Source organism: Duganella radicis (assembly GCF_009720825.1).
GTDB lineage: Bacteria > Pseudomonadota > Gammaproteobacteria > Burkholderiales > Burkholderiaceae_D > Rugamonas > Rugamonas radicis.
Genome location: NZ_WNKY01000016.1, coordinates 28,047 through 52,394, shown reverse-complemented (window position 1 = coordinate 52,394; position 24,348 = coordinate 28,047). Strand labels below are relative to the sequence as shown.

General features: G+C 60.9%; 17 protein-coding genes. 5 read left to right on the top strand and 12 right to left on the bottom strand.

All coding sequences use genetic code 11. The features are described from left to right. Positions 1-78 precede the first annotated feature (78 nt). The 3 genes from rsmG to GM676_RS15895 all read right to left on the bottom strand — a co-directional run bounded on the left by rsmG (position 79) and on the right by GM676_RS15895 (position 3,587). Positions 79-744 (bottom strand): 16S rRNA (guanine(527)-N(7))-methyltransferase RsmG, encoded by a 666-nt coding sequence (gene rsmG / locus GM676_RS15905; protein WP_155464683.1) that lies wholly within the window; start codon positions 742-744, stop codon positions 79-81. Then, the gene (gene mnmG / locus GM676_RS15900) at positions 741-2,666 is read right to left on the bottom strand and encodes a tRNA uridine-5-carboxymethylaminomethyl(34) synthesis enzyme MnmG (protein ID WP_155464682.1); all 1,926 of its coding nucleotides are present in this window, start codon (positions 2,664-2,666) and stop codon (positions 741-743) included. The genes rsmG and mnmG overlap by 4 nt, the downstream gene beginning before the upstream one ends. Positions 2,667-2,822: 156 nt before the next feature. Next, the gene (locus GM676_RS15895; RefSeq protein ID WP_155464681.1) at positions 2,823-3,587 is read right to left on the bottom strand and encodes a sulfite exporter TauE/SafE family protein; all 765 of its coding nucleotides are present in this window, start codon (positions 3,585-3,587) and stop codon (positions 2,823-2,825) included. A gap of 124 nt (positions 3,588-3,711) precedes the next feature. Here GM676_RS15895 and GM676_RS15890 point away from each other — a divergent pair, with 124 nt between their 5' ends. Next, the gene (locus GM676_RS15890) at positions 3,712-4,869 is read left to right on the top strand and encodes an iron-containing alcohol dehydrogenase (RefSeq protein ID WP_155464680.1); all 1,158 of its coding nucleotides are present in this window, start codon (positions 3,712-3,714) and stop codon (positions 4,867-4,869) included. On the opposite strand, the gene GM676_RS15885 is transcribed toward GM676_RS15890, so the two are convergent. From GM676_RS15885 to GM676_RS15850, 8 genes are all read right to left on the bottom strand, one after another. Beyond that, complete coding sequence (locus GM676_RS15885; RefSeq protein WP_155464679.1) at positions 4,866-6,911, bottom strand: 3-hydroxybutyrate oligomer hydrolase family protein; 2,046 nt, start codon at positions 6,909-6,911, stop codon at positions 4,866-4,868. The genes GM676_RS15890 and GM676_RS15885 overlap by 4 nt on opposite strands. Positions 6,912-6,918: 7 nt before the next feature. After that, complete coding sequence (locus GM676_RS15880; protein ID WP_155464678.1) at positions 6,919-7,893, bottom strand: branched-chain amino acid ABC transporter permease; 975 nt, start codon at positions 7,891-7,893, stop codon at positions 6,919-6,921. Beyond that, a complete protein-coding gene (locus GM676_RS15875) occupies positions 7,893-8,777 on the bottom strand; it encodes a branched-chain amino acid ABC transporter permease (RefSeq protein WP_155464677.1) in 885 nt (294 codons plus the stop codon). The genes GM676_RS15880 and GM676_RS15875 overlap by 1 nt, the downstream gene beginning before the upstream one ends. A 64-nt stretch (positions 8,778-8,841) precedes the next feature. After that, positions 8,842-10,038, bottom strand: coding sequence for an ABC transporter substrate-binding protein (locus tag GM676_RS15870; protein ID WP_155464676.1), 1,197 nt, complete (start codon positions 10,036-10,038; stop codon positions 8,842-8,844). Positions 10,039-10,064: 26 nt separating this feature from the next. Then, the gene (locus GM676_RS15865) at positions 10,065-10,772 is read right to left on the bottom strand and encodes an ABC transporter ATP-binding protein (RefSeq protein WP_155464675.1); all 708 of its coding nucleotides are present in this window, start codon (positions 10,770-10,772) and stop codon (positions 10,065-10,067) included. Then, positions 10,772-11,542, bottom strand: coding sequence for an ABC transporter ATP-binding protein (locus GM676_RS15860; protein ID WP_155464674.1), 771 nt, complete (start codon positions 11,540-11,542; stop codon positions 10,772-10,774). The genes GM676_RS15865 and GM676_RS15860 overlap by 1 nt, the downstream gene beginning before the upstream one ends. A 100-nt stretch (positions 11,543-11,642) precedes the next feature. After that, on the bottom strand, positions 11,643-13,259 hold the full coding sequence (locus tag GM676_RS15855; RefSeq protein ID WP_155464673.1) for a GMC family oxidoreductase: 1,617 nt from the start codon (positions 13,257-13,259) through the stop codon (positions 11,643-11,645). Between the two features lie 12 nt (positions 13,260-13,271). After that, the gene (locus GM676_RS15850) at positions 13,272-14,309 is read right to left on the bottom strand and encodes an NAD(P)H-dependent flavin oxidoreductase (protein WP_155464757.1); all 1,038 of its coding nucleotides are present in this window, start codon (positions 14,307-14,309) and stop codon (positions 13,272-13,274) included. Between the two features lie 346 nt (positions 14,310-14,655). On the opposite strand from GM676_RS15850, the gene GM676_RS15845 reads away from it, so the two are divergent. After that, the gene (locus tag GM676_RS15845) at positions 14,656-17,343 is read left to right on the top strand and encodes a bifunctional diguanylate cyclase/phosphodiesterase (RefSeq protein WP_229262718.1); all 2,688 of its coding nucleotides are present in this window, start codon (positions 14,656-14,658) and stop codon (positions 17,341-17,343) included. Between the two features lie 277 nt (positions 17,344-17,620). Further along, on the top strand, positions 17,621-18,307 hold the full coding sequence (locus GM676_RS15840; protein ID WP_155464672.1) for a 5'-methylthioadenosine/adenosylhomocysteine nucleosidase: 687 nt from the start codon (positions 17,621-17,623) through the stop codon (positions 18,305-18,307). Between the two features lie 103 nt (positions 18,308-18,410). On the opposite strand, the gene putA is transcribed toward GM676_RS15840, so the two are convergent. Beyond that, positions 18,411-22,064, bottom strand: coding sequence for a trifunctional transcriptional regulator/proline dehydrogenase/L-glutamate gamma-semialdehyde dehydrogenase (putA, locus tag GM676_RS15835; protein WP_155464671.1), 3,654 nt, complete (start codon positions 22,062-22,064; stop codon positions 18,411-18,413). 212 nt (positions 22,065-22,276) lie between these two features. On the opposite strand from putA, the gene GM676_RS15830 reads away from it, so the two are divergent. After that, on the top strand, positions 22,277-22,732 hold the full coding sequence (locus tag GM676_RS15830) for an Lrp/AsnC ligand binding domain-containing protein (RefSeq protein WP_008443393.1): 456 nt from the start codon (positions 22,277-22,279) through the stop codon (positions 22,730-22,732). Positions 22,733-22,833: 101 nt separating this feature from the next. After that, positions 22,834-24,348: a methyl-accepting chemotaxis protein gene (locus GM676_RS15825; protein ID WP_229262717.1), complete on the top strand. Its 1,515-nt coding sequence runs from the start codon at positions 22,834-22,836 to the stop codon at positions 24,346-24,348.

The following is a 24,348-nucleotide window of genomic DNA, read 5'->3' as shown; positions in this document are numbered from 1 at the left end:
ATTGATTTATACGATATAAACGGTATAAACGATTTATACTATTTATACGATATAAACCATTTATACCGTATAAATCGTTTATGCAGTTTCTGCTTGAATGAAAACCAGATGACGTTCCGCGTCCAGCCCCGGCACTGCCAAAGGCTCCAGTTTCCGCACTTTCCATGGTGCTGGCAGTCGCTCGCGCTCCTCTGCCGGCGCCGTGCCTTTCAAGGCGATGTATTGCCCGCCCTCTTGCAGCAGGTGCCCCGACCAGTTGACGAAGTCTGACAGGTCGGCGAATGCCCGGGAGGTGATGACGTCGAATTTCGTCCTCACTTCCAGTTCCTGCACCTTCTTCGTGTACACCGTGACGTTGCTCAATCCCAGCTCCGCCTTCACCTGATTGAGGAAGGCGGTCTTCTTATGCACCGTGTCGATCATCGACACTTTCATGTCCGGGCGGCTGATGGCCAGCACCATGCCCGGCAGCCCGCCCCCTGCTCCCACGTCCAGCACATTGGTGGCGCCGGCGAACGCCGGCACCGCTGCCAGGGAGTCCAGCAGGTGCAGCTTCACCATTTCCAATGGATCGCGCACCGAGGTCAGGTTGTACACCGAGTTCCACTTGTTCAGCAGGTGCAGGTAGTCCAGCAGCTTTTCCACCTGTTCCTCGCTCAGCGCCAGTGGCAGCTGCTTGATGCCTTGCTTCAAAAGTTCAGTTATTACATCGCGGCCAGGCGTGGCCCGGTCAAACACCTTCATGCTGCCTCATCTTTCTGAACGAAACCACCGAAACCGGCTTTTTTCAGATGCACCAGCAACAGCGAAATGGCCGCCGGCGTCACGCCCGAAATGCGCGATGCCTGGCCCAGCGTTTCCGGACGCTGCGCGTGCAACTTCTGGCGCACTTCCACCGATAGCGCGGTGATGTCCAGATAATTGTAGTTCTCCGGCAGTTTCAGGTTTTCGTAGTGCTCGTGGCGCTCGACTTCCTTGGTCTGGCGGTCGATATAGCCCGAATACTTGAGCTGGATTTCGATCTGCTCTTTGACCACTTCGTCGGTTTCGCCAGGGCCGGCCAGTTCGCGGCCGTCCGCGCCTTTCAGCGTCATCAGCTTGTCGTACTCCACGCCCGGGCGGCGCAGCAGGTCGGCCAGCGAATATTCGCGCTCGATGGCCTGGCCAATGACGCGCTCGGATTCAGCCGCTTCGAGGATGCGCGGATTCACCCACGTGGAACGCAGGCGCTCCAGTTCGCGCGCAACCGACTCGCGCTTGCGGTCGAAGGCTTCCCACTGCGCATCGCCGATCACGCCCAGCTTGCGGCCGATTTCGGTCAGGCGCATGTCGGCGTTGTCTTCGCGCAGGCTGAGGCGATACTCGGCGCGGCTGGTGAACATGCGGTACGGTTCCATCACGCCTTGGGTGACCAAGTCGTCCACCATCACGCCGAGGTAGGCTTCGGAACGTGCCGGCGTCCAGGCTTCCTTGCCCTGGGTTTGCAGCGCGGCGTTGACGCCGGCCAGCAGGCCCTGGGCCGCCGCTTCTTCGTAACCGGTGGTGCCATTGATCTGGCCGGCGAAGAACAGACCGTTGATGGCCTTGGTCTCCAGCGAGGCTTTCAGGCCGCGCGGGTCGAAATAATCGTACTCAATGGCGTAGCCCGGACGCAGGATGTGGGCGTTTTCCAGACCCTTCATCGAACGCACCAGCTCGATCTGGACGTCGAATGGCAGGCTGGTCGAGATGCCGTTTGGATAGAATTCGTTGGTGGTCAGGCCTTCCGGCTCCAGGAAAATCTGGTGCGATTCCTTGGACGAGAAGCGGTGAATCTTGTCTTCAATCGACGGGCAATAGCGCGGGCCGACACCTTCGATCACGCCGGTGTACATCGGGCTACGGTCCAGGCCGCCACGGATGATGTCGTGGGTTTGCTGATTGGTGTGGGTCACCCAGCATGGCATCTGCCGCGGATGCATGTCGGCATTGCCCATCACCGAGAACACTGGCACCGGGTCCAGGTCGCCCGGCTGCTCGGTCATTTGCGAGAAGTCCATGCTGCGGCCGTCGATGCGCGGCGGCGTGCCGGTCTTCAGGCGGCCTTGCGGCAGCTTCAATTCTTTCAGGCGCGCCGACAGCGACACGGCTGGCGGATCGCCGGCGCGGCCGCCCGAGTAGTTGTTCAGACCGACGTGGATCTTCCCATCGAGGAAAGTACCTGCGGTCAGCACCACCGCGCGCGCGGCGAACTTCAGACCGATCTGGGTGACGGCGCCGACCACGCGGTCGCCCTCCACCATCAGATCATCCACGGCCTGCTGGAACAGCCACAGGTTGGGCTGGTTTTCCAGGCGCGAACGGATGGCGGCCTTGTACAGGATGCGGTCGGCCTGGGCGCGGGTGGCGCGCACGGCAGGGCCTTTGGAGGAATTCAAAATGCGGAACTGGATGCCCGATTCATCGGTGGCGATCGCCATGGCGCCGCCCAGCGCATCGACTTCTTTGACCAGATGGCCTTTGCCGATACCGCCGATGGAGGGATTGCACGACATCTGGCCCAGCGTCTCAATGTTGTGGGTGAGCAGCAGCGTCTTCTGCCCCATACGGGCGGAAGCAAGGGCGGCCTCGGTACCGGCGTGTCCACCGCCGACAACGATGACGTCGAAATTCGTAGGAAATAACATGGTGGAAAAGTTTAAAGCGAAGGGATCAAGTCCAGATTATAGAGTTTTTTTGATGCTGCGACTTTTTTAGGCAAAAATATTCTTCGTTGTGTTCCACGTGAAACAATAGAAAAAGGGCACCTAAGTGCCCCTTTAGCAATGTTCCACGTGGAACAGTCACCACCGCAACCACGCGTCGTAGCCGGACTTAACAATAAGTACAGACACCACCACAAGGAACAGCTTACGCACGAAGCCACTACCATGCTGCATCGCCATGCGTGAACCGATCAGCGAGCCAACGATCTGGCACACGGCCATGGTCAGGCCCAGCTGCCAGATCAGGTGGCCGCTGTAGCCGAACCAGATCAGGGCGGCAAAGTTGCACGCCACGTTGACGATCTTGGCCACGGCCGAGGCGCCGAGGAAATCGAAGCCAAACACGCGCACGAACAGGAACACCAGGAAGCTGCCGGTGCCGGGGCCGAAAAAGCCATCGTAGAAACCAATGGCGGCGCCGACCGCCAGCGCCAGCGACTGCTCCTTGGCGCCGGAGTGGATGGGCGCGTGGACGCTGCCGAAGTCTTTCTTGGCAAAGGTGTAGATCGCCACCGCCAGCAGCACCACCGGCAGCGCGATGCGCATGAAGTCGGCCGATAACTTGGTCACGACGTAAGCACCGAGGAAGGCAAACACCAGCGCCGCCAGTGCGGCCGGGGTCGCCACCGACCAGGCTATCGCCACCCGGCGTGCGTAGCTGACCGCCGCCACGCTGGTGCCGAAGATACTGGCCAGCTTGTTGGTGCCAATCAGGGTGGCAGGCGCCATATTCGGGAACACCGCAAACATGGTCGGCAGCTGGATCAGCCCTCCTCCCCCCACCACCGCGTCGACCAGACCTGCGCCGAACGCAGCCGCTCCCAACACCCAAAAGTCCACCATGATCCTGCCGTCCTCAGCTTGCAAAGGCTCTATTGTACGGAAGAAATCTCTGTCCGGCCGATGCCGATCCGGCATGGCTTGGGGTAAGCTAGGTGGTGAAATCCATACTTGAACGGACGCCGTCATGACCGATTTTGCTTTCAGTACCGTGGCCCATATCGTTTCCGAACTGGGCGCCGCCAGCCGGCTAGGCGAGCACATCGCCCAGCGTTTTCCTACCGCGCGACGCGCCCTGCTGGTGACCGATCCGGGCTTCCTCAGGACCGGGCTGGTGGATGCACCGGCGGTCAGTCTGCGTGCCGCCGGGCTGGCTGTGGAGATCTATGCACAGGTGGTGGCGGACCCGCCGGAAGCGGTGGTACTGGCGGCGGTGGAGGCGGCGCGGGGATTCCAGGCCGACATCGTGATCGGCCTGGGCGGCGGCAGTTCGATGGACGTGGCCAAGCTGATCGCCGTGCTGGCGGACAGCGATCAGCCCATCCGCGCGATCTACGGCATCGGCAATGTGAAGGGCGCGCGGCTGCCGCTGGTGCAGATTCCGACCACCGCTGGCACTGGTTCGGAGGTCACCAATATCGCCATCGTCACCACCGGCGCTACCACGAAGATGGGTGTCGTGGCGCCGCAGCTCTATGCCGATTTGGCATTGCTGGACGCCGAACTGACCCTGGGCCTGCCGCCTCACGTCACCGCCGCCACCGGCATCGATGCCATGGTGCATGCGATCGAGGCCTACACCAGCAAACACAAGAAGAACCCGCTGTCCGATATCCTGGCGCGCAAAGCGCTTGGACTGCTGTCGGCCAACCTGATCGCGGCCTGCGAAAATGGGCGCAATCTGGCTGCGCGGCAAGCCATGCTGCTGGGGGCGCTGCTGGCCGGGCAGGCGTTTTCAAATGCGCCGGTGGCGGCGGTGCATGCGCTGGCCTATCCGATAGGCGGGATTTTTCACGTGCCACATGGGCTGTCGAATTCGCTGGTGCTGCCGCATGTGCTGCGCTTTAACGCGCCGGAGGCTGCGCAGATGTATGCGGAGCTGGCGGAGATTGTGGTGCCGGCCGCCAGCGGCAGTATCGAGGCAAGGGCGGAGGCGCTCGCTGTTGCGATGCAACAAATCGCCATCGTGACCGGGGTAGAACGGACCTTGCAGCAGGTGGGAATCAGGGAAACCGATCTGGACCGGCTAGCCGATGACGCCATGCTCCAGACCCGCTTGTTGGGAAATAACCCCCGCACCGTCACGCGCGACGATGCGAGGGCGATCTACGCCGCCGCGCTTTAGTCCGGCACCGCCACCGTCGTGCCGGTCACGGTAATGGCGTTGGCGGCGGTCGGCGTGGTGGCGATGGCCGGCAAGTTGGCGGTCGTCAGCACGGTGGTGTTATCGGGCCGCGTCACCGTCCGCACCACCTGCGAGGGTGGCAGCGCGGTGGCGCTGTTGCGCAGATTGGCCAGCATCGCATCCAGCGCCCGGAACAGGTAGACATGCAGCGGCACGATGTTGGCCGGCAGCAGATTGGTGAACGAATCGAAGTGGTTGGCGTTGGTCACCTCGATATAGCGCAGCTTGCTCGCGCTGCCTTCCACCGACGCATTCAAGCCCACATAAGCACGCGAAGCAAAGTTCACCGGAATCAGGGTATCGCTGCGGCCTTGCACGATGATGGCCGGCTTGCCCTTCAGATTGCCGGTCGCCGCCACCTCGGCCATGCCCGCCCTCACCTTCGCGCTCTGCGCCGCCAGCGTGCCGGTCAGCGCCGCGCCGGACACCGCGTCCACCCCGGTCGCCAGCGAACGCAGGCACAGGAAGGCATCCAGCGACTGATCCATCAGCCCGCTGCCCGGCGACACGCCCAGGTTGTATGCCCTGGCCCCGCCCACCGCATCCTCGTACACCACGCTGCCGATAATCCCGTTCTGGGTGGCGAAGCTGGACGCTTTTTGCGCCGCCGTGAACGGCACCGGCGCACCGTTCGCATCGGTTGGCGCGAAGGTCAAACCGCACACCTTGTCGGTCACGGAAAACTTGCCGTAAGCGTAGGCGTAGGTGGCGGCCACCAGCACATTGGTGCCCGCATGCGCCGCTTGCAGCACGTCGGAATCCGCCAGCCAGCCGTAGGCTTTCAGACGCGCTTTGGCATCGGTCTGCTGCGCCGTCAGGTCGCCGCCGCTCAGCAAACCTTTGGCGACCAGCGCCGTGCAACGTCCCGGCGCCGCCGCCGTCGAGGCGATGCACGGCTGGTACAGCGCCGCATAGGTCGAGTAATCGAACAGCGCCTTGCCCTGCCCCGTCACCGCCGCCGCGCCCTGCCGTACCGTGTAGCCGGTGGCCGTCTTCGGCTGGATCTGCGGCTCGGTCGCGGCCACGCCGGAGATCAGGCCCTTGGTGTCCTGCTCCGCCGCCAGCAAGGCCGAGCCGGCGCCGTTGGAAATGCTGGAGGCAATGGTGATGGTGTTCTTCGGCGACAACAGCACGATGTGGCTCTTGTTATCCTTGGCCAGGGTGCCGTACTTTTCATTCAACACGTAAAAGGCAAACTCGACCGCCTGCAAGGTGACCTTGCCCCAGTCCTTTTCAGGATTCTGCTGCGAGTGCGCGTGCTTGAAGGCGACACGGCCCGGATAGGTGGAAGCAAACGCCGCGCGCTCGGCATCGGTCAGCGCCGGTGAAAACGTGGCGTTGTTGCCGGCGGCTGTGCGGGTCGCGCGCACGCCGTTTTGCAGATTCACACTGTCGTCATCGAAGGTGTAGAGACCGGTGCCGCTGCCCTTGTCGGCATAGGCCACGGCACAATTATTCTTCAGGCCCCATTCGCCCGCGCTGCCGATCGCGCCATAGATCCCGCGCGAGCCGCTCGACGTCCCGGTGACGATGCAGGGGTTTTTCGCGTCAAACCCGTTCGGCACCTGCACCATCAGCGTCACGTTGTTCTCGGTGTAGGCGATGTACTCGGTCCCCGCCACCTTGCCCTCTCCCGCTCCGGCCACGCCCTTGGCGTCCACATTGGGGCCGTACAGCGTGCCATAGCCGCTGTTGGCGGAGATATCCAGCACCGCCCGGTAATTGGCGTGGATGGCGTTGCGGCGCAGTTCAGCGGCGGTGGGATTGGCGGGGTCAGCGTAGGCCGGCGTGGCGCCCGCCAGTCCGGTCTTGCCGAGACCGGCGGTCAGCAAATCGTCGCTGGCGCCGTCGTAGGTTTTACTGCTGATGTCGCCGAGGAAGCTCGGCTTGAGATTCAGGTCTTCGCGTTCGTCGTGCTCATTCGAGCCGCAGGCGGCGACTGCGATGCTGGCCAGCGCCAGCACCATGGTTTTGATTTGCATATCGTCCTCACACTGGTTTCTTTTTTCCGGCCAGGGCAATGAACTCGCCTATGATTCCGCGCCGGAACAACAGCACACAAATAATGAAGATCAGGCCAACAACCATGTTGACCGCTTCGCCTATGGTGTTAAACCATTCGATGCCGGAGACGCGGGCCAGCAGCGTGCCCCAGTCGCCCAGCTTGTTTTCCAGCGCGATAATGATGATCGCGCCCAACATCGGACCGGCCAGCGTGCCCATGCCGCCAACCAGCGTCATCAGGATAACCAGACCGGACATGGTCCAATGGACATCGGTCAAGGTTTCAAAGCCCAGGATCAAGGTCTTGCTGGCGCCCGCCAGACCGGCCAGCGCGGCCGACAGCACGAAGGCCAGCAACTTGTACTTGTCGACGTCATAGCCCAGCGAGATGGCGCGCGGTTCGTTTTCCTTGATCGCTTTCAGCACCTGGCCGAACGGCGAATGCACGGTACGCACGATCAGCATGAAGGCCAGCACGCAAATGCCCAGCACCACGAAGTACAGGGTGGTATCGTCGGCAAGGTCGATCAGGCCGAGGAATTTTCCACGTGGAACGCCTTGCAAGCCATCTTCGCCGCCGGTGAACTCCCCGGCCCGCAGCGCGCCGAAGTAGACCATTTGCGCCAGCGCCAGCGTGATCATGGAGAAGTAAATGCCCTGCCGGCGTATCGCCAGCCCGCCCATCACCAATCCGATCAGCGCGGCGGCGACCACGCCGGCCAGCAGACCGAGTTCGGTCGGCCAGCCCCAGTTCTTCAACGCGTTGCCGGCCACGTAGCCGGCCATGCCGAAGAAGGCCGCGTGGCCGAACGACAGCAAGCCGGTGAAGCCGATCAGCAGGTTGAAGGCGCAGGCAAACAGCGCAAAGCACAGCAGCTTGGACAGGAACACCGGGTAGCCGACAAACGGCGCCGCCACGGCGATGGCAAAGGCGATCAGGTAGCCGATTTTCTTGTTCATTATTTTTCCTTACCAAACAGGCCGGCCGGACGCAGCAGCAGCACGACCACCATCACCAGGAACACCACTGTCGACGAAAACTCCGGGTAGAACACTTTGGTCAAGCCCTCGATCACCCCCAGCGCCAGACCGGTCAGGATGGAGCCCATAATCGAACCCATGCCGCCGATCACCACAACGGCGAATACGACGATAATCAGGTTCTGACCCATCAGGGGTTGCACCTGGATGATTGGGGCCGCCAGAACGCCTGCAAAGCCCGCCAAAGCGACGCCGAAGCCATAGGTCAGGGTCACCATCAGCGGCACGTTGATGCCGAAGGCTTCCACCAGCTTGGGATTCTCGGTGCCGGCGCGCAGGTAGGCGCCCAGTTTGGTCTTCTCGATCACGAACCAGGTGGACAGGCAGACCGCCAGCGAGGCGATCACCACCCAGGCGCGGTAGTTCGGCATCACCATGAAGCCGAGGTCGGTTGCGCCGGCCAGCGCTTCCGGCACCTGGAACGGCTGGCCCGAAACGCCGTAGAACGAGCGGAACACGCCTTCCACCAGCAGCGTGATGCCGAAGGTCAGCAGCAGGCCGTACAGGTGGTCCAGCTTGTACAGATGGCGCAGCATGGTCTTCTCGATGATGATGCCGAACGCGCCCACCAGCAGCGGCGCGATGATCAGCATGGCCCAGTAGTTGAGGCCGAAGTACTCGATGCCCATCCACGCTAAAAATGCGCCCAGCATGTAGAGCGCGCCGTGGGAAAAGTTAATCACATTGAGCAGGCCGAAGATCACGGCCAGGCCCAGCGAGAGCATCGCGTAGAACGAGCCGTTGACCAGTCCCAGCAGCAGCTGGCTCATCATCGCGGGCAAAGGAACGCCGAAGATTTCCATGGGAATCCAAAATCAGAGTGACGAGGGAAGGCGGGCGCCGCGCCCGCCATGTGCACAACTTAGATTATTTCCACAGGCTGCACTTGGTTTCCGCCTTGGTGGCGTAGGCCTGGTCGCCCGGGATGGTGGCCACGACCTTGTAGTAGTCCCATGGATATTTCGACTCGGACGGCTTCTTCACTTCCATCAGGTACATATCGTGCACCATGCGGCCGTCCGGACGGACCACGCCGTTCTTGGCGAACATGTCGTTGATCTTGTTGGCCTTGAGATAGGCGATCACCTTGTCGGAATCGTCGGTGCCGGCGGCTTTCACCGCTTTCAGGTAATTGCTGGCGGCGGAGTAATCCGCCGCTTGCAGCATCGACGGCTCCTTCTTCATTTTCTCGAAATAGCGTTTCGACCAGGCGCGGGTTTCCGGATTGGCGTCCCAGTACCAGCCGTCGGTCAGGTACATGCCCTGCGTCAGGTTCAGGCCCAGCGAGTGCACGTCGTTGATGAAGATCAGCAGGCCAGCCAGCTTCATCTTCTTGGTGATGCCGAACTCGTTGGCGGCCTTGATCGAGTTGATGGCGTCGCCGCCGGCATTGGCCAGGCCCAGGATCTGCGCGCCCGACGATTGCGCCTGCAACAGGAAGGACGAGAAATCCGATGCCGACAACGGATGTTTCACCGAACCCAGCACCTTGCCACCGCCCGCCTTCACCACTTCCGCCGTGTCTTTTTCCAGCGACTGGCCGAAGGCGTAGTCGGCGGTCATGAAGTACCAGTTCTTGCCGCCCTGCTTGACGATGGCGCCGCCGGTGCCGCGCGCCAGCGCGATGGTGTCGTAGGCGTAGTGAATCGTGTACGGCGTGCACTCCTCGTTGGTCAGGCGGGCCGAGCCGGCGCCGATCGAGATGAAGACTTTTTTCTTTTCCGCGGCGATCTTGGCCATGGCCAGGTTGGCGCCGGAGTTGGTGCCGCCGATCAGCAAATCCACGCCCTGCTGGTCGAACCATTCGCGCGCCTTGGAGGCGGCGATGTCGGCCTTGTTCTGGTGGTCGGCCGAGATGAATTCGATTTTCTTGCCGTTGATGTTGCCACCCGCATCGGCAATCGCCATCTTGATGGCCTCGGCGCCGCCGGCGCCATCGATGTCCGTGTACAAGCCGGACATGTCCGTGATGAAGCCGATCTTGACGGTGTCGCCGGAAATTTGCGCTTGGGCTGAGAAGGATGCGCAAGCTGCGACGGCAAGGGTGATAGCTTTGATTTTCATTGTTCGTCTCCTTCAGATTGTCGTTTTCAAACACCGAGAAGCTCGTTCAACACCGGCATCTTGGCGCTCAACTCAGATGCAACAAAGGTCTCCACAATCTGACCGTGTTCCATCACATAAAACCGGTCGGCCAGCGGCGCGGCAAACCGGAAATTCTGCTCCACCATGACGATGGTATAGCCCTTGGATCTGAGGGTCGTGATCATCCGCGCCAGGCCCTGCACGATCACCGGCGCCAGCCCTTCCGAGATTTCATCCAGCAGCAGCAGGCGCGCGCCGGTGCGCAGGATGCGCGCCACCGCCAGCATCTGCTGCTCGCCGCCCGACAGGCGGGTGCCCTGGCTGTGCTTGCGTTCTTCCAGATTCGGGAACATCTGATAAATTTCCGCCACTGACATGCCCTTGTCCGCGCCGTTCAGATGCGGCGGCAGCATCAGGTTTTCCTCGGTCGACAGCGAGGAGAAAATGCCGCGCTCCTCCGGACAATAGCCGATGCCGAGGTGGGCGATTTTGTGCGTCTGCAAGCCGATGGCTTCGTTGCCGTTGACCTTGATCGACCCCTTGCGCGCGCCGGTCAGGCCCATGATGGCGCGCAGCGTGGTGGTGCGGCCGGCGCCGTTACGGCCGAGCAGCGTCACCACTTCGCCCGGCTGCACCGTCATGTTGACGTTGTGCAGAATATGCGACTCGCCATACCACGCTTGCAGATTCGAGATTTCCAGAGCGGCCGCCATCAGTGCGCTCCTTCCAGCACCTTGGCTTCCGTGCCCATGTAAGCTTCCATCACTTGCGGGTTGGTCGAGACCTCGGCATACGTGCCTTCGGCCAGCATGGCGCCGCGCTGGAGCACGGAGATTTTGTCGCAGATGCCGGACACCACTTTCATATTGTGTTCGACCATCAGAATGGTGCGGCCGGCCGAGACTTTTTTGATCAGCTCGGTAACGCGGTGGACGTCTTCGTGGCCCATGCCCTGCGTGGGTTCGTCCAGCAGCATCAGCTCCGGTTCCATCGCCAGCGTGGTGGCGATTTCCAGCGCGCGCTTGCGGCCGTAAGGCATGTCGACCGTGACGGTGTCGGCGAATTCAGTCAGGTCCACTTCCGCCAGCAACTGCATGGCGCGCTCGTTGAGCTTGTCCAACGCGCGCTCGCTTTGCCAGAAAAAGAAACTGGTGCCGAGCTGGCGCTGAAGGCCGATGCGAACGTTTTGCAACACCGTCAGGTGCGGAAAGACAGCGGAAATCTGGAAAGAGCGGATCACGCCCATGCGGGCAATCTGCGCCGGCCTGGCGGGCGTGATGTCATTACCGTTGAACAGGATCTGGCCGGAAGTAGGCACCAGGAATTTGGTCAACAAATTGAAGCATGTGGTTTTGCCTGCCCCGTTGGGACCAATCAGCGCGTGGATATGCCCGCGCTGAACTTTAAGATTGACATCATTGACCGCGGTAAAACCCTTGAATTCCTTGGTCAAGTTCTTTGTTTCCAAGATAACGTCGGACATCCTGTCTCCTTGTTATTCTTTTCAAAGTACTAAAGTTTTGTAGATCATACACAGTAACAAATTAGCTAACAATACAGTATAACTACGGTTGGTTTTTGATCTAGAACACAACGCTTTTGACCAGTTGTGCTGCTTTTTCCGCGATCATGATGGTGGGGGAATTGGTGTTTCCGGAAGTGATGAAGGGCATGACGGAGGCATCCACAACGCGCAGGCCGGCCACGCCTTTCACGCGCAGCTGGCTGTCGACCACGGCGCTGGCATCGTCGGCGCGGCCCATCTTGCAGGTGCCGACCGGATGAAAAATCGTGGTGCCGATGGCGCCGGCGGCTTCGGCCAATTCTTCGTCCGTGCGATAGTGCATGCCCGGTTTGAATTCCTCCGGCGCGTACTTTTGCAGCGCCGGTGCGGCGACGATGTTGCGCGTCAGCGTCAATGCCTCGGCGGCGACTTTGCGGTCTTCCGGCGTGCTCAGGTACATCGGTGAAATTTTCGGCGGGGCGCAAGGATCGGCGCTGGCGATGTGCACATGGCCGCGCGAGGTCGGCCGCAGGTTGCAGACGCTGGCCGTGAAGGCGGGGAAAGTGTGCAAGGGATCGCCGAACTTCTCCAGCGACAGCGGTTGCACGTGGTACTGCAAATTCGGTGTCGGTTCGCTGGCATTCGAGCGCGCAAACGCGCCCAGCTGCGACGGCGCCATCGACATCGGCCCGCTCTGGAACAGCGCATACTCCAGGCCGATTTTCATCTTGCCGAACCAGTTGGAGGCCATGGTGTTCAGCGTGCGCGCGTTCTTGCCGACCTTGTAGACCATGCGCAGTTGCAGATGGTCTTGCAGGTTTTCGCCGACGCCGGGCAGGTCGACCAGCGGCGTGATGCCCAGCGCATGCAGGCGCTGCGCGGGACCGATGCCGGAGCACTGCAAAATCTGCGGACTGCCAACGGCGCCTGCCGCCAGCAGGGTTTCTTTGCGAGCGGCGGCGCTGAACCGGGTGCCGCCGCCGACAAAAATCACACCTTGGCACACGCCGTTTTCGATCTGCAAACGTTCCACGTGGCAGCCGGTCATGATGGTCAGATTGGGCCGGCGCGAGGCGGGTTTCAAAAACGCCTTGGCCGTGTTCCAGCGGATGCCGCGCTTTTGATTGACCTCGAAATAGCTGCAACCAGCGTTGTCGCCGCGGTTGAAATCGTCCACTTTCCGGATGCCGACCTGCTCGGCGGCATCGCGGAAAGCATCGAGGATTTGCCAGGAAAGGCGTTGTTTTTCCACCCGCCACAGACCGCCAGCGCCGTGGAATTCGGAAGCGCCGCCGTGATAATCCTCGCTCTTCTTGAACAGCGGCAGCACCGACTCCCAGCGCCAGCTATCGTCACCGGTGAGGGCGGCCCAGCGGTCATAATCGCCGGCCTGGCCACGCATGTAGATCATGCCGTTGATGGAGGAACTGCCTCCCAGCACTTTGCCGCGCGGGTACAGCAGGCTGCGCCCGCCCAGGCCGGGATCGGCCTCGGTGCGGAATTTCCAGTCGGTGCGGGGATTGTCGATGCAGTGCAGATAGCCGACCGGGATATGTATCCACACATAATCGTCGCGGCCGCCGGCTTCGATCAGCAGGACTTCCTTGTCTTTGTCGGCACTGAGCCGGTTGGCCAGAACACAGCCGGCTGAGCCGGCGCCTATGATGATGTAATCGTAGCTGCCTGCTGATTCCAAAAACCGTCTCCTTTAGATTGCGCTGATCTCCGCCAGCAAAGTCTCCACCAGTTTCGCCGCTGGCATGGGCCGCGCGCGCGCCACGCCGGTACCGCACCAGAGCGACATCAGTTCACTCTCGCCGCGCTTGGCCGCTTCGGCACGGATCGGCGAAGTTAGCGCATTTTGAACGGGATACGGCGGCAATTGACGTTCGATAGCCGCCATTTCACGCATAAAGCGATTTTCTAGTCCGCGCGCGTAACGGCCCGAAAAAGCCCGCGTCAGCCGGGTTGGGTGATCGCCGGCGGTGAGCAGACGCTGCCTGTAGGCCGGGTTGACGGTCGCTTCGTCGGTGACCAAAAACGCCGTGCCCATCTGCACCGCCTGCGCGCCGGCGTTCAGGGCGCGCTTGATATCGGCGCCATCCATGATGCCGCCTGCGGCAATCACCGGAATATTCACCGCAGCGATCACGGCCGGCAGCAACTCGAACACGCCCAGTTTGGCATCTTCCTGCGCGCCGATGAAGGTGCCGCGATGGCCGCCCGACTCCACGCCGGAAGCAATCACCGCGTCGGCGCCCCTGCTTTCCCAGGCGATGGCTTCCTCCACATGCGTAATCGTGCCGATCACAAAAATGCCGGCGTCGTGCAAGCGCTGGATTTGCTGCACGCTCAGAATGCCGACAGTAAAACTGGCAACCGCCGGCCGCAATGCGATCAAGGTTTCGAACTGGGCGGAGAAATCCTCACACCACTTGGCCGGCGTCGGCAATTCGGTCCAGCCGAACGAAGACCAATACGGCTTCAGCCATTCTTTGGCCTGTTCGACCTCGGCGGCGGATGGCTTCGGCGTCTCCTGCGCAAAGAAATTCAGGCAAAAAGGCCTGTCGGTCAGCGCCCGGATCTGGGCAGTTTGCGCGCGGATCGCCTCCGGCGACAACAAACAACAGGCCAGCGAACCCAGCGCGCCGGTATTGGACACCGCGGCCACTTGCGCCGGCGTGTTAAAACCGCCAGCGGTCGGGCCCTGGATGATGGGATGCGGAAAAATAGAAGCCAGCGTCATCAATCCCCCTGTTTACAGCTGTGGATAAGCTTATGGATATCCACAGGTGCCAAATGTGAGTAAACAAACGATTTTTTGGGACGACTTTTTTTATCCCAAAACAGTTCTCCGCTCATACAAGGTTTACGCGACCGCTTATGCAGCCCGTAAACGCCTGATTCTAATCCAAAAGGTGTACTTATCCACAGAAAAGTGTCGATGTTAACAACTACCACTATTTTTATATCTACGTCTTTAGAGTAAACCGATATACTGACTTTGCAAACAAACAGCCTCTGCCGGAGCCGTTTTGTCCTCACACCGCAAAAATCCCCGGTCGCCTGCATACTTGCGGTTTCGGCGACGTTTGATCACCGGCCTTTTGCTGATGGCAACCCTTGCCATTGCCGTTGTTGTCAGCCAGTTCCACACTTCCTACGTCGAACGCGAACTTTCCGTTCAGTCCCAGACCGAGCATTACGTGAAAGCGATGGAAGCGCACGTGATTTACTCGATTCAGTCGGTGGATTTATCGCTGATCGGCTTTGCCAACGCCATCAAAGTGCTGCCTGCCAAACAAAGCCGTTCACCGGAGACCATGGCGGATCTGCTCTCCTCGCGCGGATCGAGTTTTGACAGCGATTACTGGATCACCTTCATTGACGCCAAAGGCAACGGCGTCGCCACCTCAACCGCGACCAACATCGTCGGCAACTCCTATGCCGACCGTGATTATTTCAAGGCCCATCTCGACGAGGCGAACAAGGGAAAACTCTTCATCGGCGAACCCTCGATCGGTAAAGTCAGCAAGAAAAAGCTGTTTTTCCTCAGTCGCCGGGTGGAAACTGCCAAAGGCGAGTTCCTTGGCGTGGTGGTCGCGCCTCTGAATGTCGAACGCTACGTCAAAGTCTTCGAAAACTCGCGCTTCAATTCCGACATTTCGATCACGCTGGTGCACGGCGGCGGCAAAATCATTGCCCGCGTGCCAAATTTTCAGGAGGCATTTGCGCGAGATCTTGGCGCTACCGCTTTGTTCGACAACATCCGCCGCGCCAGTTCCGGCACCTACAAGGTGGTCAGCATCATCGATAATTTGTCGCGGATTTTCAGCTATCGCATGATCGATGGCTTGCCGCTGATTATTGTGGTTGGCAGTAACGACACCGAATCGACCCGTTTGCAGCAACAAAACTACCTGACCGCCGGCGCCGGACTGGCCGTTTTGCTGCTGCTGATGCTGGGCGCCGGCCATTTTTCGCTGCGTACGTACACCCGCCAGGAGGAACGCGAGCAGCGCTACCGCACTTTGTACACCGCCAGCCGCGAGATGGAAGTTCAGCTGCTGGCCAACGAGGAAGAACGCAGAAAAAACGAAGAATCGATGAAACTGGCCGCGCTGCTGTTCCAGAACAGCGGCGACGCCATGATGGTCAGCGACGCCGACGGAAAAATCCTGACCGTCAATCCGGCCTTTTCCATTCTCAGCGGCTATACGGAAAAAGAACTGGTCGGCCATCGTACGTATGAGCTTGCTTCAGGCCGCGATGATCAGGAGTTTTTTACCCGCATGTTCGATTGCATCATCAACACCGGCTACTGGAAAGGCGAATTGTGGCAACAAAACAAGGACGGCGAAGAGTATCTGGTCTCAATGCTGGTCAACACCGTCTACGATGAGCAGGGAAATCCCTTCCGCTACGTCGCTTTGCTCAGCGATATCACGAAAAAGAAGGAATCCGAAGATTTGATCTGGCGCCAGGCCAACTTCGACGCCCTCACCGGCTTGCCCAACCGGCGCATGTTCCATGAGCATCTTCGCCAGGAAATGAAGAAGACTGACCGCTCCCACCTGCCGATGGCGCTGGTGTTCGTCGACCTCGACCACTTCAAGGAAGTCAACGACACCCTGGGCCATGACAAGGGCGACATGTTGCTCAAGGAAGTGGCCACGCGCCTGTCGCGCTCGGTACGCAGCACCGATACCGTGGCCCGGCTGGGCGGCGATGAATTCACCGTCATCATCAGCGAGCTGCGCAATGCCGGCGACGTGGTGCGGACAGCCCAGGAAATTCTCAAGCAGATGAGCACGCCCTTTCAGCTGGGCGACGGGGTGGACAAACAAGTTGCCCATATTTCCAGCAGCATCGGCATCACCTTGTACCCGGAAGACGGCAAGGATGCGGAATGCTTAATCAAAAACGCCGACCAAGCCATGTACGCGGCCAAGCAGCAAGGGCGAAACCGCTTCAATTACTTCGCGCCGTTCATGCAGGAAGCCAGCCGGGAGCGCATGACGCTGGTGAGTGAATTGCGCGAAGCCGTGGAGCGCGAACAATTGCGCATCCTGTTCCAGCCGATTATCGATTTGTCGAACGGCGCCATCGTCAAGGCGGAAGCGCTGGTGCGCTGGCAACATCCGGTGCGCGGATTGATGAACCCGGCCGAATTTATCGGCTCGGCGGAAAGCAGCGGCGTGATAGTCGGCATCGGCGATTGGGTGTTCCGTCAGGCGGCGCGGGAAGTGCGGAAATTACAGGCACTCGGCACGCCAACCTTCCGGATCAGCGTGAACAAATCCACCTGGCAGTTCCGTGACTGCGACAGCAACTACCAGCAATGGCTGGATTTTCTGCAAGAATTGGAGCTGAATCCGCGCAGCATCATCATCGAAGTTACGGAAAGTCTGCTGCTGGAGACGGCCAACGCCAATTCCGATCACGTTTTGGCTTTCCAGCATGCCCACATGCAGCTTTCACTGGACGATTTTGGCTCTGGCCACTGCTCGGTGGCGTTTTTGAAGCGTTTCGGCATCGATTACATCAAGATCGACCCGGCTTTTGTGCACCAGGGGGCGGATGGCATGCTGATTTGCGAGGCAATTATCGCCATGGCGCACAAACTCGGCATCAAAGTCATCGCCGAGGGCATAGAAACGCCGCAACAGCTGTCCGCTTTGACAGCGGCAGGATGTGATTTGGGGCAGGGATACCTATTCTCAAAGCCAATTTCCGGCGAAGAATTGGAAAAACAGCTACAAAAACAGGCTCACCTGTGAATAACCTGCTGGATATCCACAGGACGATTTGTGGCTAAGCATCACTTTTAACCACAGCCCGGCATTTTATCCAAAAATTGTTCCTGAACTGATACAGCGCTTATTCAGCAGGTTGTTTACGTTGTAAACAGATGATTCATATGGGTATACATAAGTTATCCACAGCTATGCGCACGTTTACTATTACCACTATTTTTATATAAACCTTTTGTAAACAACTAAAACCGCGAACTTCGAACGCCAGCGACCTTAAAATGCGCTTTTTTGAGGAAAAAACATGCGTCTAGGGATCATCAGCGCGTTGGCTGAAGAACAGCATGGGTTACTGGAAGCCCTTCAGAGCCCTTCCAGGCACTTTTACGGCATGAGGGAGTACACGACCGGAAAACTCTGGGAAATCGACGCTGTGTGCGTTTTATCGCGTATAGGCAAGGTTGCCGCGGCAATGACAGCCGCAATCCTTGTGGAGAAGTTCGGAGTTACCCACATAATTTTTACCGGCGTGGCCGGCAGCGGGGATAAAAACGTCAACGTAGGCGATATTGTGGTCGCGGACACGCTGATCCAGCACGACTTTGATGCCAGCCCGTTGTTTCCAAGGTTTGAAATTCCCCTGACCGGGCTGTCCAGCTTCGCGACCGACGTCGCTTTGACGGAAAGATTGGCTGGCGCTGCTCGGCAAGTGACGCGCGTGCATCGCGGCTTGATCGCCAGCGGTGATCAATTTATAGGCAAATTGACGCAAATTCAGGCCATGAAAGCTGATTTGCCCGATTTATTGGCTGTGGAAATGGAAGGCGCAGCGGTGGCGCAAGTGTGTTTCGAGCTGGGCATTCCATTTGCCGTGATCCGGACCATCTCGGACAACGCCAACGACGATGCCGCTGTCGATTTCATGCACTTCATCAAAACCGTAGCCTCGCGCTACGCCTTCGATGTAATCCACAACTTCTGCAAAGCATAAAAAAACCGGGGTCAGTTCTTGCAATCGCACACGAGCTCGTGCGTGAATTCAAGAACTGACCCCGGGTCGAAAAAAGCCGGGCGAACCCGGCTTTTTGCGCTTTTTACGACGCTTGCAGCGTCATCAGGCTGGCATTGCCCCCTGCCGCCGTCGTATTCACGCACAGAGCGCGCTCAGCGAGCAAACGCCACAGGGGGATGGCAGCCTCCTCGTTAGTGCTGATCAGGCCCACCAGCGCGCCGTTACGGGCCGCTAATGGTGCGTGCAGGCTGGCCGCCAGCATCGATTCCACCAGCGCGATCTGGAAGTCGCAGTTTTCCAGGCTCGAAACGGTCTGGATGCGGTCTTTCACGGCCGCTGGCAGGTCCGGTGGCAGCAGACTGGCCGCCGCACCCGTCACCAGCGCGGTATTGCCGGTCGCCAGTACCGCCGCCAGCTGGTTCAGCAAGCCTTGCAAGGTGCCGGCCGCGCACACGATGGCGCCACGGGCCACCAGCGCCAGCGTGTTGCGCTCGCCGGTTGGGCCTGGCAGCGTGGTCACGCTGCCCAGCATGGTGACGCGGTTGTACTGCTCGGCCAGGCCGGCGATGCGTTCGTGGCCATGCATTTTCGACCAGGCCGCCAGCGCATCCAGCGCCGGCGTGGGCTGGCGTGCGTGCGCCGGCGAAGTCGCGGCGCCGCGTTGCAGGCGTTTCAGGTACAGCGGGCCGCCGGCTTTCGGTCCGGTCCCGGATTTGCCTTCGCCGCCGAACGGCTGCACACCCACCACCGCGCCCACGATGTTGCGGTTGATGTAGATGTTGCCGACGTGGGCGCTGCTGCTGATGTAGTCGATGGTTTCATCGATGCGCGAATGCACGCCCAGGGTGAGGCCGAAGCCGCTGGCATTGATTTGCTCCACCACTTTCGGCAGGTCGGCGCGCTTGTAGCGGATCACGTGCATCACCGGGCCAAACACTTCCTGCGTCAGCTCGCTCAGCGAGCGGATTTCCAGCACGGTTGGCGGCACGAAGGTGCCGGCGCCGGTCACGCCCGAAGGCAGATCCAGGGAGAAGTAATCGACCGCCGTCGCTTTCAGCTTGCTGATGTGGGCCAGCAGGTTTTGCTGCGCTTCGGCGTCGATCACCGGGCCGATGTCGGTCACCAGGCGGTCCGGCGTGCCGACGTTCAGTTCCAGCATCGCGCCTTTCAGCATTTTGATGGTCTTGTCGGCGATATCTTCTTGCAGGAACAGCACGCGCAGCGCCGAGCAGCGCTGGCCGGCGCTGTCGAAGGCCGACGAAATCGCATCCTGCACCACTTGCTCCGGCAGCGCCGATGAGTCGACGATCATGGCGTTCTGGCCGCCGGTCTCGGCGATCAGCGGGATGTCGGCGTTTTCCGCCACGGCGCGCTTGGCCAGGGTGCGGTTGATCAGCTGTGCCACTTCGGTCGAGCCGGTGAAGATCACGCCTTTCACCCGGCTGTCGGCGGTCAGTGCCGCGCCCACCACTTCGCCGCGGCCCGGCAGGAATTGCAGCGCGGCGCGCGGGATGCCGGCTTGATGCAGCAGCTCGACCGCGCGGTGCGCGATCAGCGGGGTTTGCTCGGCCGGCTTGGCCAGCACCACGTTGCCGGCCGCCAGCGATGCCGCCACCTGACCGGTGAAGATCGCCAGCGGGAAGTTCCACGGGCTGATGCACGTTACCGGACCCAGCGCCAGCGTGTTGGTGGCGCCGTTCACTTCGGCCGCGTAGTAACGCAGGAAGTCGACCGCTTCGCGGATTTCGGCAATCGCGTTTGGCAGCGATTTGCCGGCTTCGCGGATGGCCAGGGTCATCAGCTCCATGGCGTTGGCTTCGAACAGGTCGGCGGCCTTGGCCAAGGCGGCGGCACGCACCGATGGCTCGGTGGTTTGCCAGTCCATGGCGAAGTTGCTGGCGCTGATGAGCGCGGTTTCGACGTCGGTGGCGGTGGCTTCCACCAGCTGGCCGACGATGTCGCTGCGCTGCGCCGGGTTGGTGACGTTCTGCACCGGCTGGCCGACGCTGATTTCGCCGGCCAGCAGCGGCGCGGCGTGCCAGCGGCGCGGCGCGGCCAGCGCGTCGGCGATTTCGCGCAGCACGTTTTCATTGGCCAGATCGAAACCGGCCGAGTTTTTGCGCTCGGCGCCGAACATGTCCAGCGGCAGGGCGATGCCCGGATGCGGCTGACCGCCTTGTTCGCGCGCGGCGGCGACCGGATCGCGCAGCAGCGAGTCGATCGGAATCGCCTCGTCGACGATCTGGTTCACGAACGAGGAGTTGGCGCCATTTTCCAGCAGGCGGCGCACCAGATAGGCCAGCAGCGTTTCATGGGTGCCGACCGGGGCGTAGATGCGGCACGCCTTGTCGAGATTGTCCTTGCCCACCACCTGGTCGTACAGCGATTCGCCCATGCCGTGCAGGCACTGGAATTCATAGTCGGTGACGCCGTCGCGCTTGGCCCAGGTGTAGATGGTCGACAGGGTTTGCGCGTTGTGGGTGGCAAACTGGGGATAAATCAGGCCTTGTGCACCGAGCAGTTTCTGCGCGCACACCAGGTAGGACACGTCGGTGTAGACCTTGCGGGTGTAGACCGGGTAGCCGCTCATGCCGTCCACCTGGGCGCGCTTGATTTCCGCATCCCAGTAAGCGCCCTTCACCAGGCGCACCATGAATTTGCGGCCGCTGCGCCGGGCCAGGTCGATCAGGTAATCGATCACGAACGGGCAGCGTTTCTGGTAAGCCTGCACCACGAAGCCGATGCCCTCGAAACCGGCCAGTTCCTGGTCGAGCGCCAGCGCTTCCATCAGGTCCAGCGACAGTTCCAGGCGGTCGGCCTCTTCGGCGTCGATGTTGAGGCCGATGTTGTAGTGCTTGGCCAGCAGCACCAGCTGGCGCACGCGCGGCAGCAGTTGTTCCATCACGCGCGCGCGCTGGGCGCGGCTGTAGCGCGGGTGCAGCGCCGACAGCTTCACCGAAATGCCCGGGCCGTTGCGGATGCCGCGGCCGTTCGAGGCCTTGCCGATCGCATGGATGGCGGTTTCGTAGGAAGCGTAATAATTTTTGGCGTCCGCCTCGGTCAGCGCCGCCTCGCCCAGCATGTCGTAGGAATAGCGGTAGCCGCGCGCCTCGTTGGCCTGGCCGTTCTTGATCGCCTCGTCGATGGTCTGGCCGGTGACGAACTGGTTGCCCAGCATGCGCATGGCCAGGTCCACGCCCTTGCGGATCAGCGGCTCGCCGCCCTTGGAAATCAGCTTGGTCAGCGCCGAGCCGAGCCCGGTTTCGCTGCTGGTCGACACCAGCTTGCCGGTGATCAGCAGGCCCCAGGTGGCGGCGTTGACGAACAGCGACGGCGATTCGCCCAGGTGCTTGCGCCAGTCGCCTTTGCTGATTTTGTCCGCGATCAGGCGGTCGGCGGTGGCGTTGTCGGGAATACGCAACAGTGCTTCAGCCAGGCACATCAGCGCCACACCCTCATCCGAGGACAGCGAAAACTCGTGCATCAGGGCATCCACGCCGGAGGCGCGGGTGCGTTCCGCGCGCACCGAGCTGACCAGTTTATGGGCCAGTTGCTGGGCTTGCTGGATGCTGGCGTCGTCGTGGTTTTTCAGCTGGCCGAGCAGCCACTGGACGGCGCTGACTTCGTCTTTGCGATAGGCTGCCGTGACTGCTGCGCGCAGGGGAATCGGGTCGCGCAGGACTTCGGCGCGCAGGGCGGCGAACGGGGTGAAACCGGAGGTGGTTGCTGCTTGCATGGAGTACTCTCAATCGAAATTTTTTGAGCCGGTCCACCTACAAAAACACGCCCGGCCAGCAAGGCTGGCGAGGCGTGATTTCAGTGAACTGCTAATGATTCGATTGTAGAGGGATTTCTTCCGGATTAATTCTGATATTACGGGGGACTAGCAATAGATAGTTTTTAGTGAGACAATTTAACCAAATAATATTTATTTGGGAGTTCCCGGAAATGTTAGACAAGATCAGCAAAAAAATCTTGATGGAATTGCAGAGCGACGGCCGTATCTCCAACGTGGAGCTGGCCGCGCGGGTGAACCTGTCGCCCGCCGCCTGCCTGGAGCGCGTGCGCAAGCTGCACGAGTCCGGGTATATCATGGGTTACACCGCGCAACTGAACCCGCAGCTGCTCGACGTGTCCCTGCTCGTCTTTATCGAGGTTGTGCTCGATCGCACCACCCCCGAAGTGTTCGACGCCTTCAAACACAGCGTCCAGGTGATTCCGGAAGTGCTGGAATGCCACATGGTTGCCGGCGGCTTCGACTACCTGGTCAAAGCGCGCGTCAAGGACATGGCCGCCTACCGCGAATTCCTGGGCAAAACCCTGCTGCAAAAAGGCGTGCGCGAAACCCACACCTACGCAGTCATGGAAGAAGTGAAGAATACCACCAAGTTGCCCATAAAATAGCATCACAGAAATAATTTAGTTACGCCGCCCATGGCGCCGGTTGTGAAGACGGGGGAAAGATGAAGCTTTTGCAGCATAAGTTGGTGCAACGTGGATTGTGGATGTTGGGGGCGACGGCGGGCGGTACCTGCCTCGCCTACTTGTTCAACCTGATGGGAGCCGGCCCGGTGACGGCGGCCATCCCGGCCGCGCTGGGCGGGGCGGCCGTGGCCTGGTGGGCGGCGCGCCAGGACAGTGACCAGGGCGGCGTGCGCCACTTCGCCCACACCGTGGGCGAGGAAATCGACGCCATCATGATCGGCGCGGCCGAGACCTCGTACTTTGTCGACTCGGTCAAAAAGAAAATCGAACTCGATGTCAGCACCGCCGGCGGCATCGTCCAGAGCTCGGCGCAAAACGCCGACACCACCGAGCGCATCGCCGCCAATGCCGAACGGGCCGCCAAAATCGCCGCCCAGGTGCGCGGCGAAACGGTGGCCGGCCGCACCGAGGCCGACAGCGGTCTGCAACGCATCCGCACCGCGCGCGAAGACGCGCAGACCGCCGCCGCCGTGATGGCGGCGCTGCAAGCCAATTCGCGCAAAATCTACGGCTTCACCGAGGCCATCAGTGAAATCTCGGCCCGCACCAACCTGCTGGCGCTGAATGCCGCCATCGAGGCGGCGCGCGCCGGCGAACAGGGCCGCGGTTTTGCCGTGGTCGCCAGCGAGGTGCGCCAACTGGCGCTGCGCACCAAGGAAGCCACCGACGAAATCAGCACCATGGTGCGCGAGATTAACCAGCAGGCGGAAAAGGCGGCCAGCGGCATGAATTCGCTGGCGGTGAAAGTCAGCGAGGCGGCCGGCAATGTGGAGACCGTGCACGGTTTGCTGGGCAATATCGAGCGCTCGTCGGGCGTGTCGGAAGAGGAAATCGGCGAGATCGCGCGGGCGTCGCGCGAGCACGTGGTCACCACCGAGGAAATCGCCCACGCCATCGCCAGCATCCGCGACAGCCTGCTGTCCACCGAGAAGGAATTGCCGCGCGCGGCCAGCTCGGCCATGGCGCTGGCGGAACGGGCCGAAGTCATTACCGGCGCGCTGGGCGAGTCGGATATCGAGAGTTCGCACGATGAAATCCGCCTGGCGGCGCAGCGCGCGGCGGCGGAAGTGGGCAAGATTTTCGAGCAGGCCATCGCCAGCGGCAAGATCAGCAACGAGGCCCTGTGGGACCGCCACTACACGCCGATTCCGAATACCGATCCGCCCAAGCACAAAACCCGCTTCGACGATTTCACCGACCGCGTGCTGCCGCCCTTGCAGGAAGGCTTGCTGCAAGCCATGCCGCAGCTGGCCTACGCCGGTGCTGTGGATAACAACGGCTATTTCCCCACCCACAACAAGAAGTTTTCCCAGCCGCTGACCGGGAACTACGACGTCGACATCGTCAACAACCGCACCAAGCGGATTTTCAGCGACCGCACCGGCAAGCGCTGCGGCTCCAACACCAAGCCGTTCCTGCTCCAGACCTACAAGCGCGATACCGGCGAGGTGATGCACGATTTGTCGGCGCCGATTTATGTGAACGGCAAGCACTGGGGCGGTTTCCGCATCGGCTACCGCTCCAGCGGCAAATAG

What these genes read in the sequence shown, in the direction of transcription:
- GM676_RS15870 (WP_155464676.1), bottom strand. Translation starts at nt 10,038, where the DNA reads ATGAAAATCAAAGCTATCACCCTTGCCGTCGCAGCTTGCGCATCCTTC.
- GM676_RS15885 (WP_155464679.1), bottom strand. Translation starts at nt 6,911, where the DNA reads ATGCAAATCAAAACCATGGTGCTGGCGCTGGCCAGCATCGCAGTCGCC.
- putA (WP_155464671.1), bottom strand. Translation starts at nt 22,064, where the DNA reads ATGCAAGCAGCAACCACCTCCGGTTTCACCCCGTTCGCCGCCCTGCGC.
- GM676_RS15865 (WP_155464675.1), bottom strand. Translation starts at nt 10,772, where the DNA reads ATGGCGGCCGCTCTGGAAATCTCGAATCTGCAAGCGTGGTATGGCGAG.
- GM676_RS15895 (WP_155464681.1), bottom strand. Translation starts at nt 3,587, where the DNA reads ATGGTGGACTTTTGGGTGTTGGGAGCGGCTGCGTTCGGCGCAGGTCTG.
- GM676_RS15875 (WP_155464677.1), bottom strand. Translation starts at nt 8,777, where the DNA reads ATGGAAATCTTCGGCGTTCCTTTGCCCGCGATGATGAGCCAGCTGCTG.
- GM676_RS15850 (WP_155464757.1), bottom strand. Translation starts at nt 14,309, where the DNA reads ATGACGCTGGCTTCTATTTTTCCGCATCCCATCATCCAGGGCCCGACC.
- GM676_RS15825 (WP_229262717.1), top strand. Translation starts at nt 22,834, where the DNA reads ATGTTGGGGGCGACGGCGGGCGGTACCTGCCTCGCCTACTTGTTCAAC.
- GM676_RS15830 (WP_008443393.1), top strand. Translation starts at nt 22,277, where the DNA reads ATGTTAGACAAGATCAGCAAAAAAATCTTGATGGAATTGCAGAGCGAC.
- GM676_RS15860 (WP_155464674.1), bottom strand. Translation starts at nt 11,542, where the DNA reads ATGTCCGACGTTATCTTGGAAACAAAGAACTTGACCAAGGAATTCAAG.
- mnmG (WP_155464682.1), bottom strand. Translation starts at nt 2,666, where the DNA reads ATGTTATTTCCTACGAATTTCGACGTCATCGTTGTCGGCGGTGGACAC.
- GM676_RS15890 (WP_155464680.1), top strand. Translation starts at nt 3,712, where the DNA reads ATGACCGATTTTGCTTTCAGTACCGTGGCCCATATCGTTTCCGAACTG.
- GM676_RS15840 (WP_155464672.1), top strand. Translation starts at nt 17,621, where the DNA reads ATGCGTCTAGGGATCATCAGCGCGTTGGCTGAAGAACAGCATGGGTTA.
- GM676_RS15880 (WP_155464678.1), bottom strand. Translation starts at nt 7,893, where the DNA reads ATGAACAAGAAAATCGGCTACCTGATCGCCTTTGCCATCGCCGTGGCG.
- rsmG (WP_155464683.1), bottom strand. Translation starts at nt 744, where the DNA reads ATGAAGGTGTTTGACCGGGCCACGCCTGGCCGCGATGTAATAACTGAA.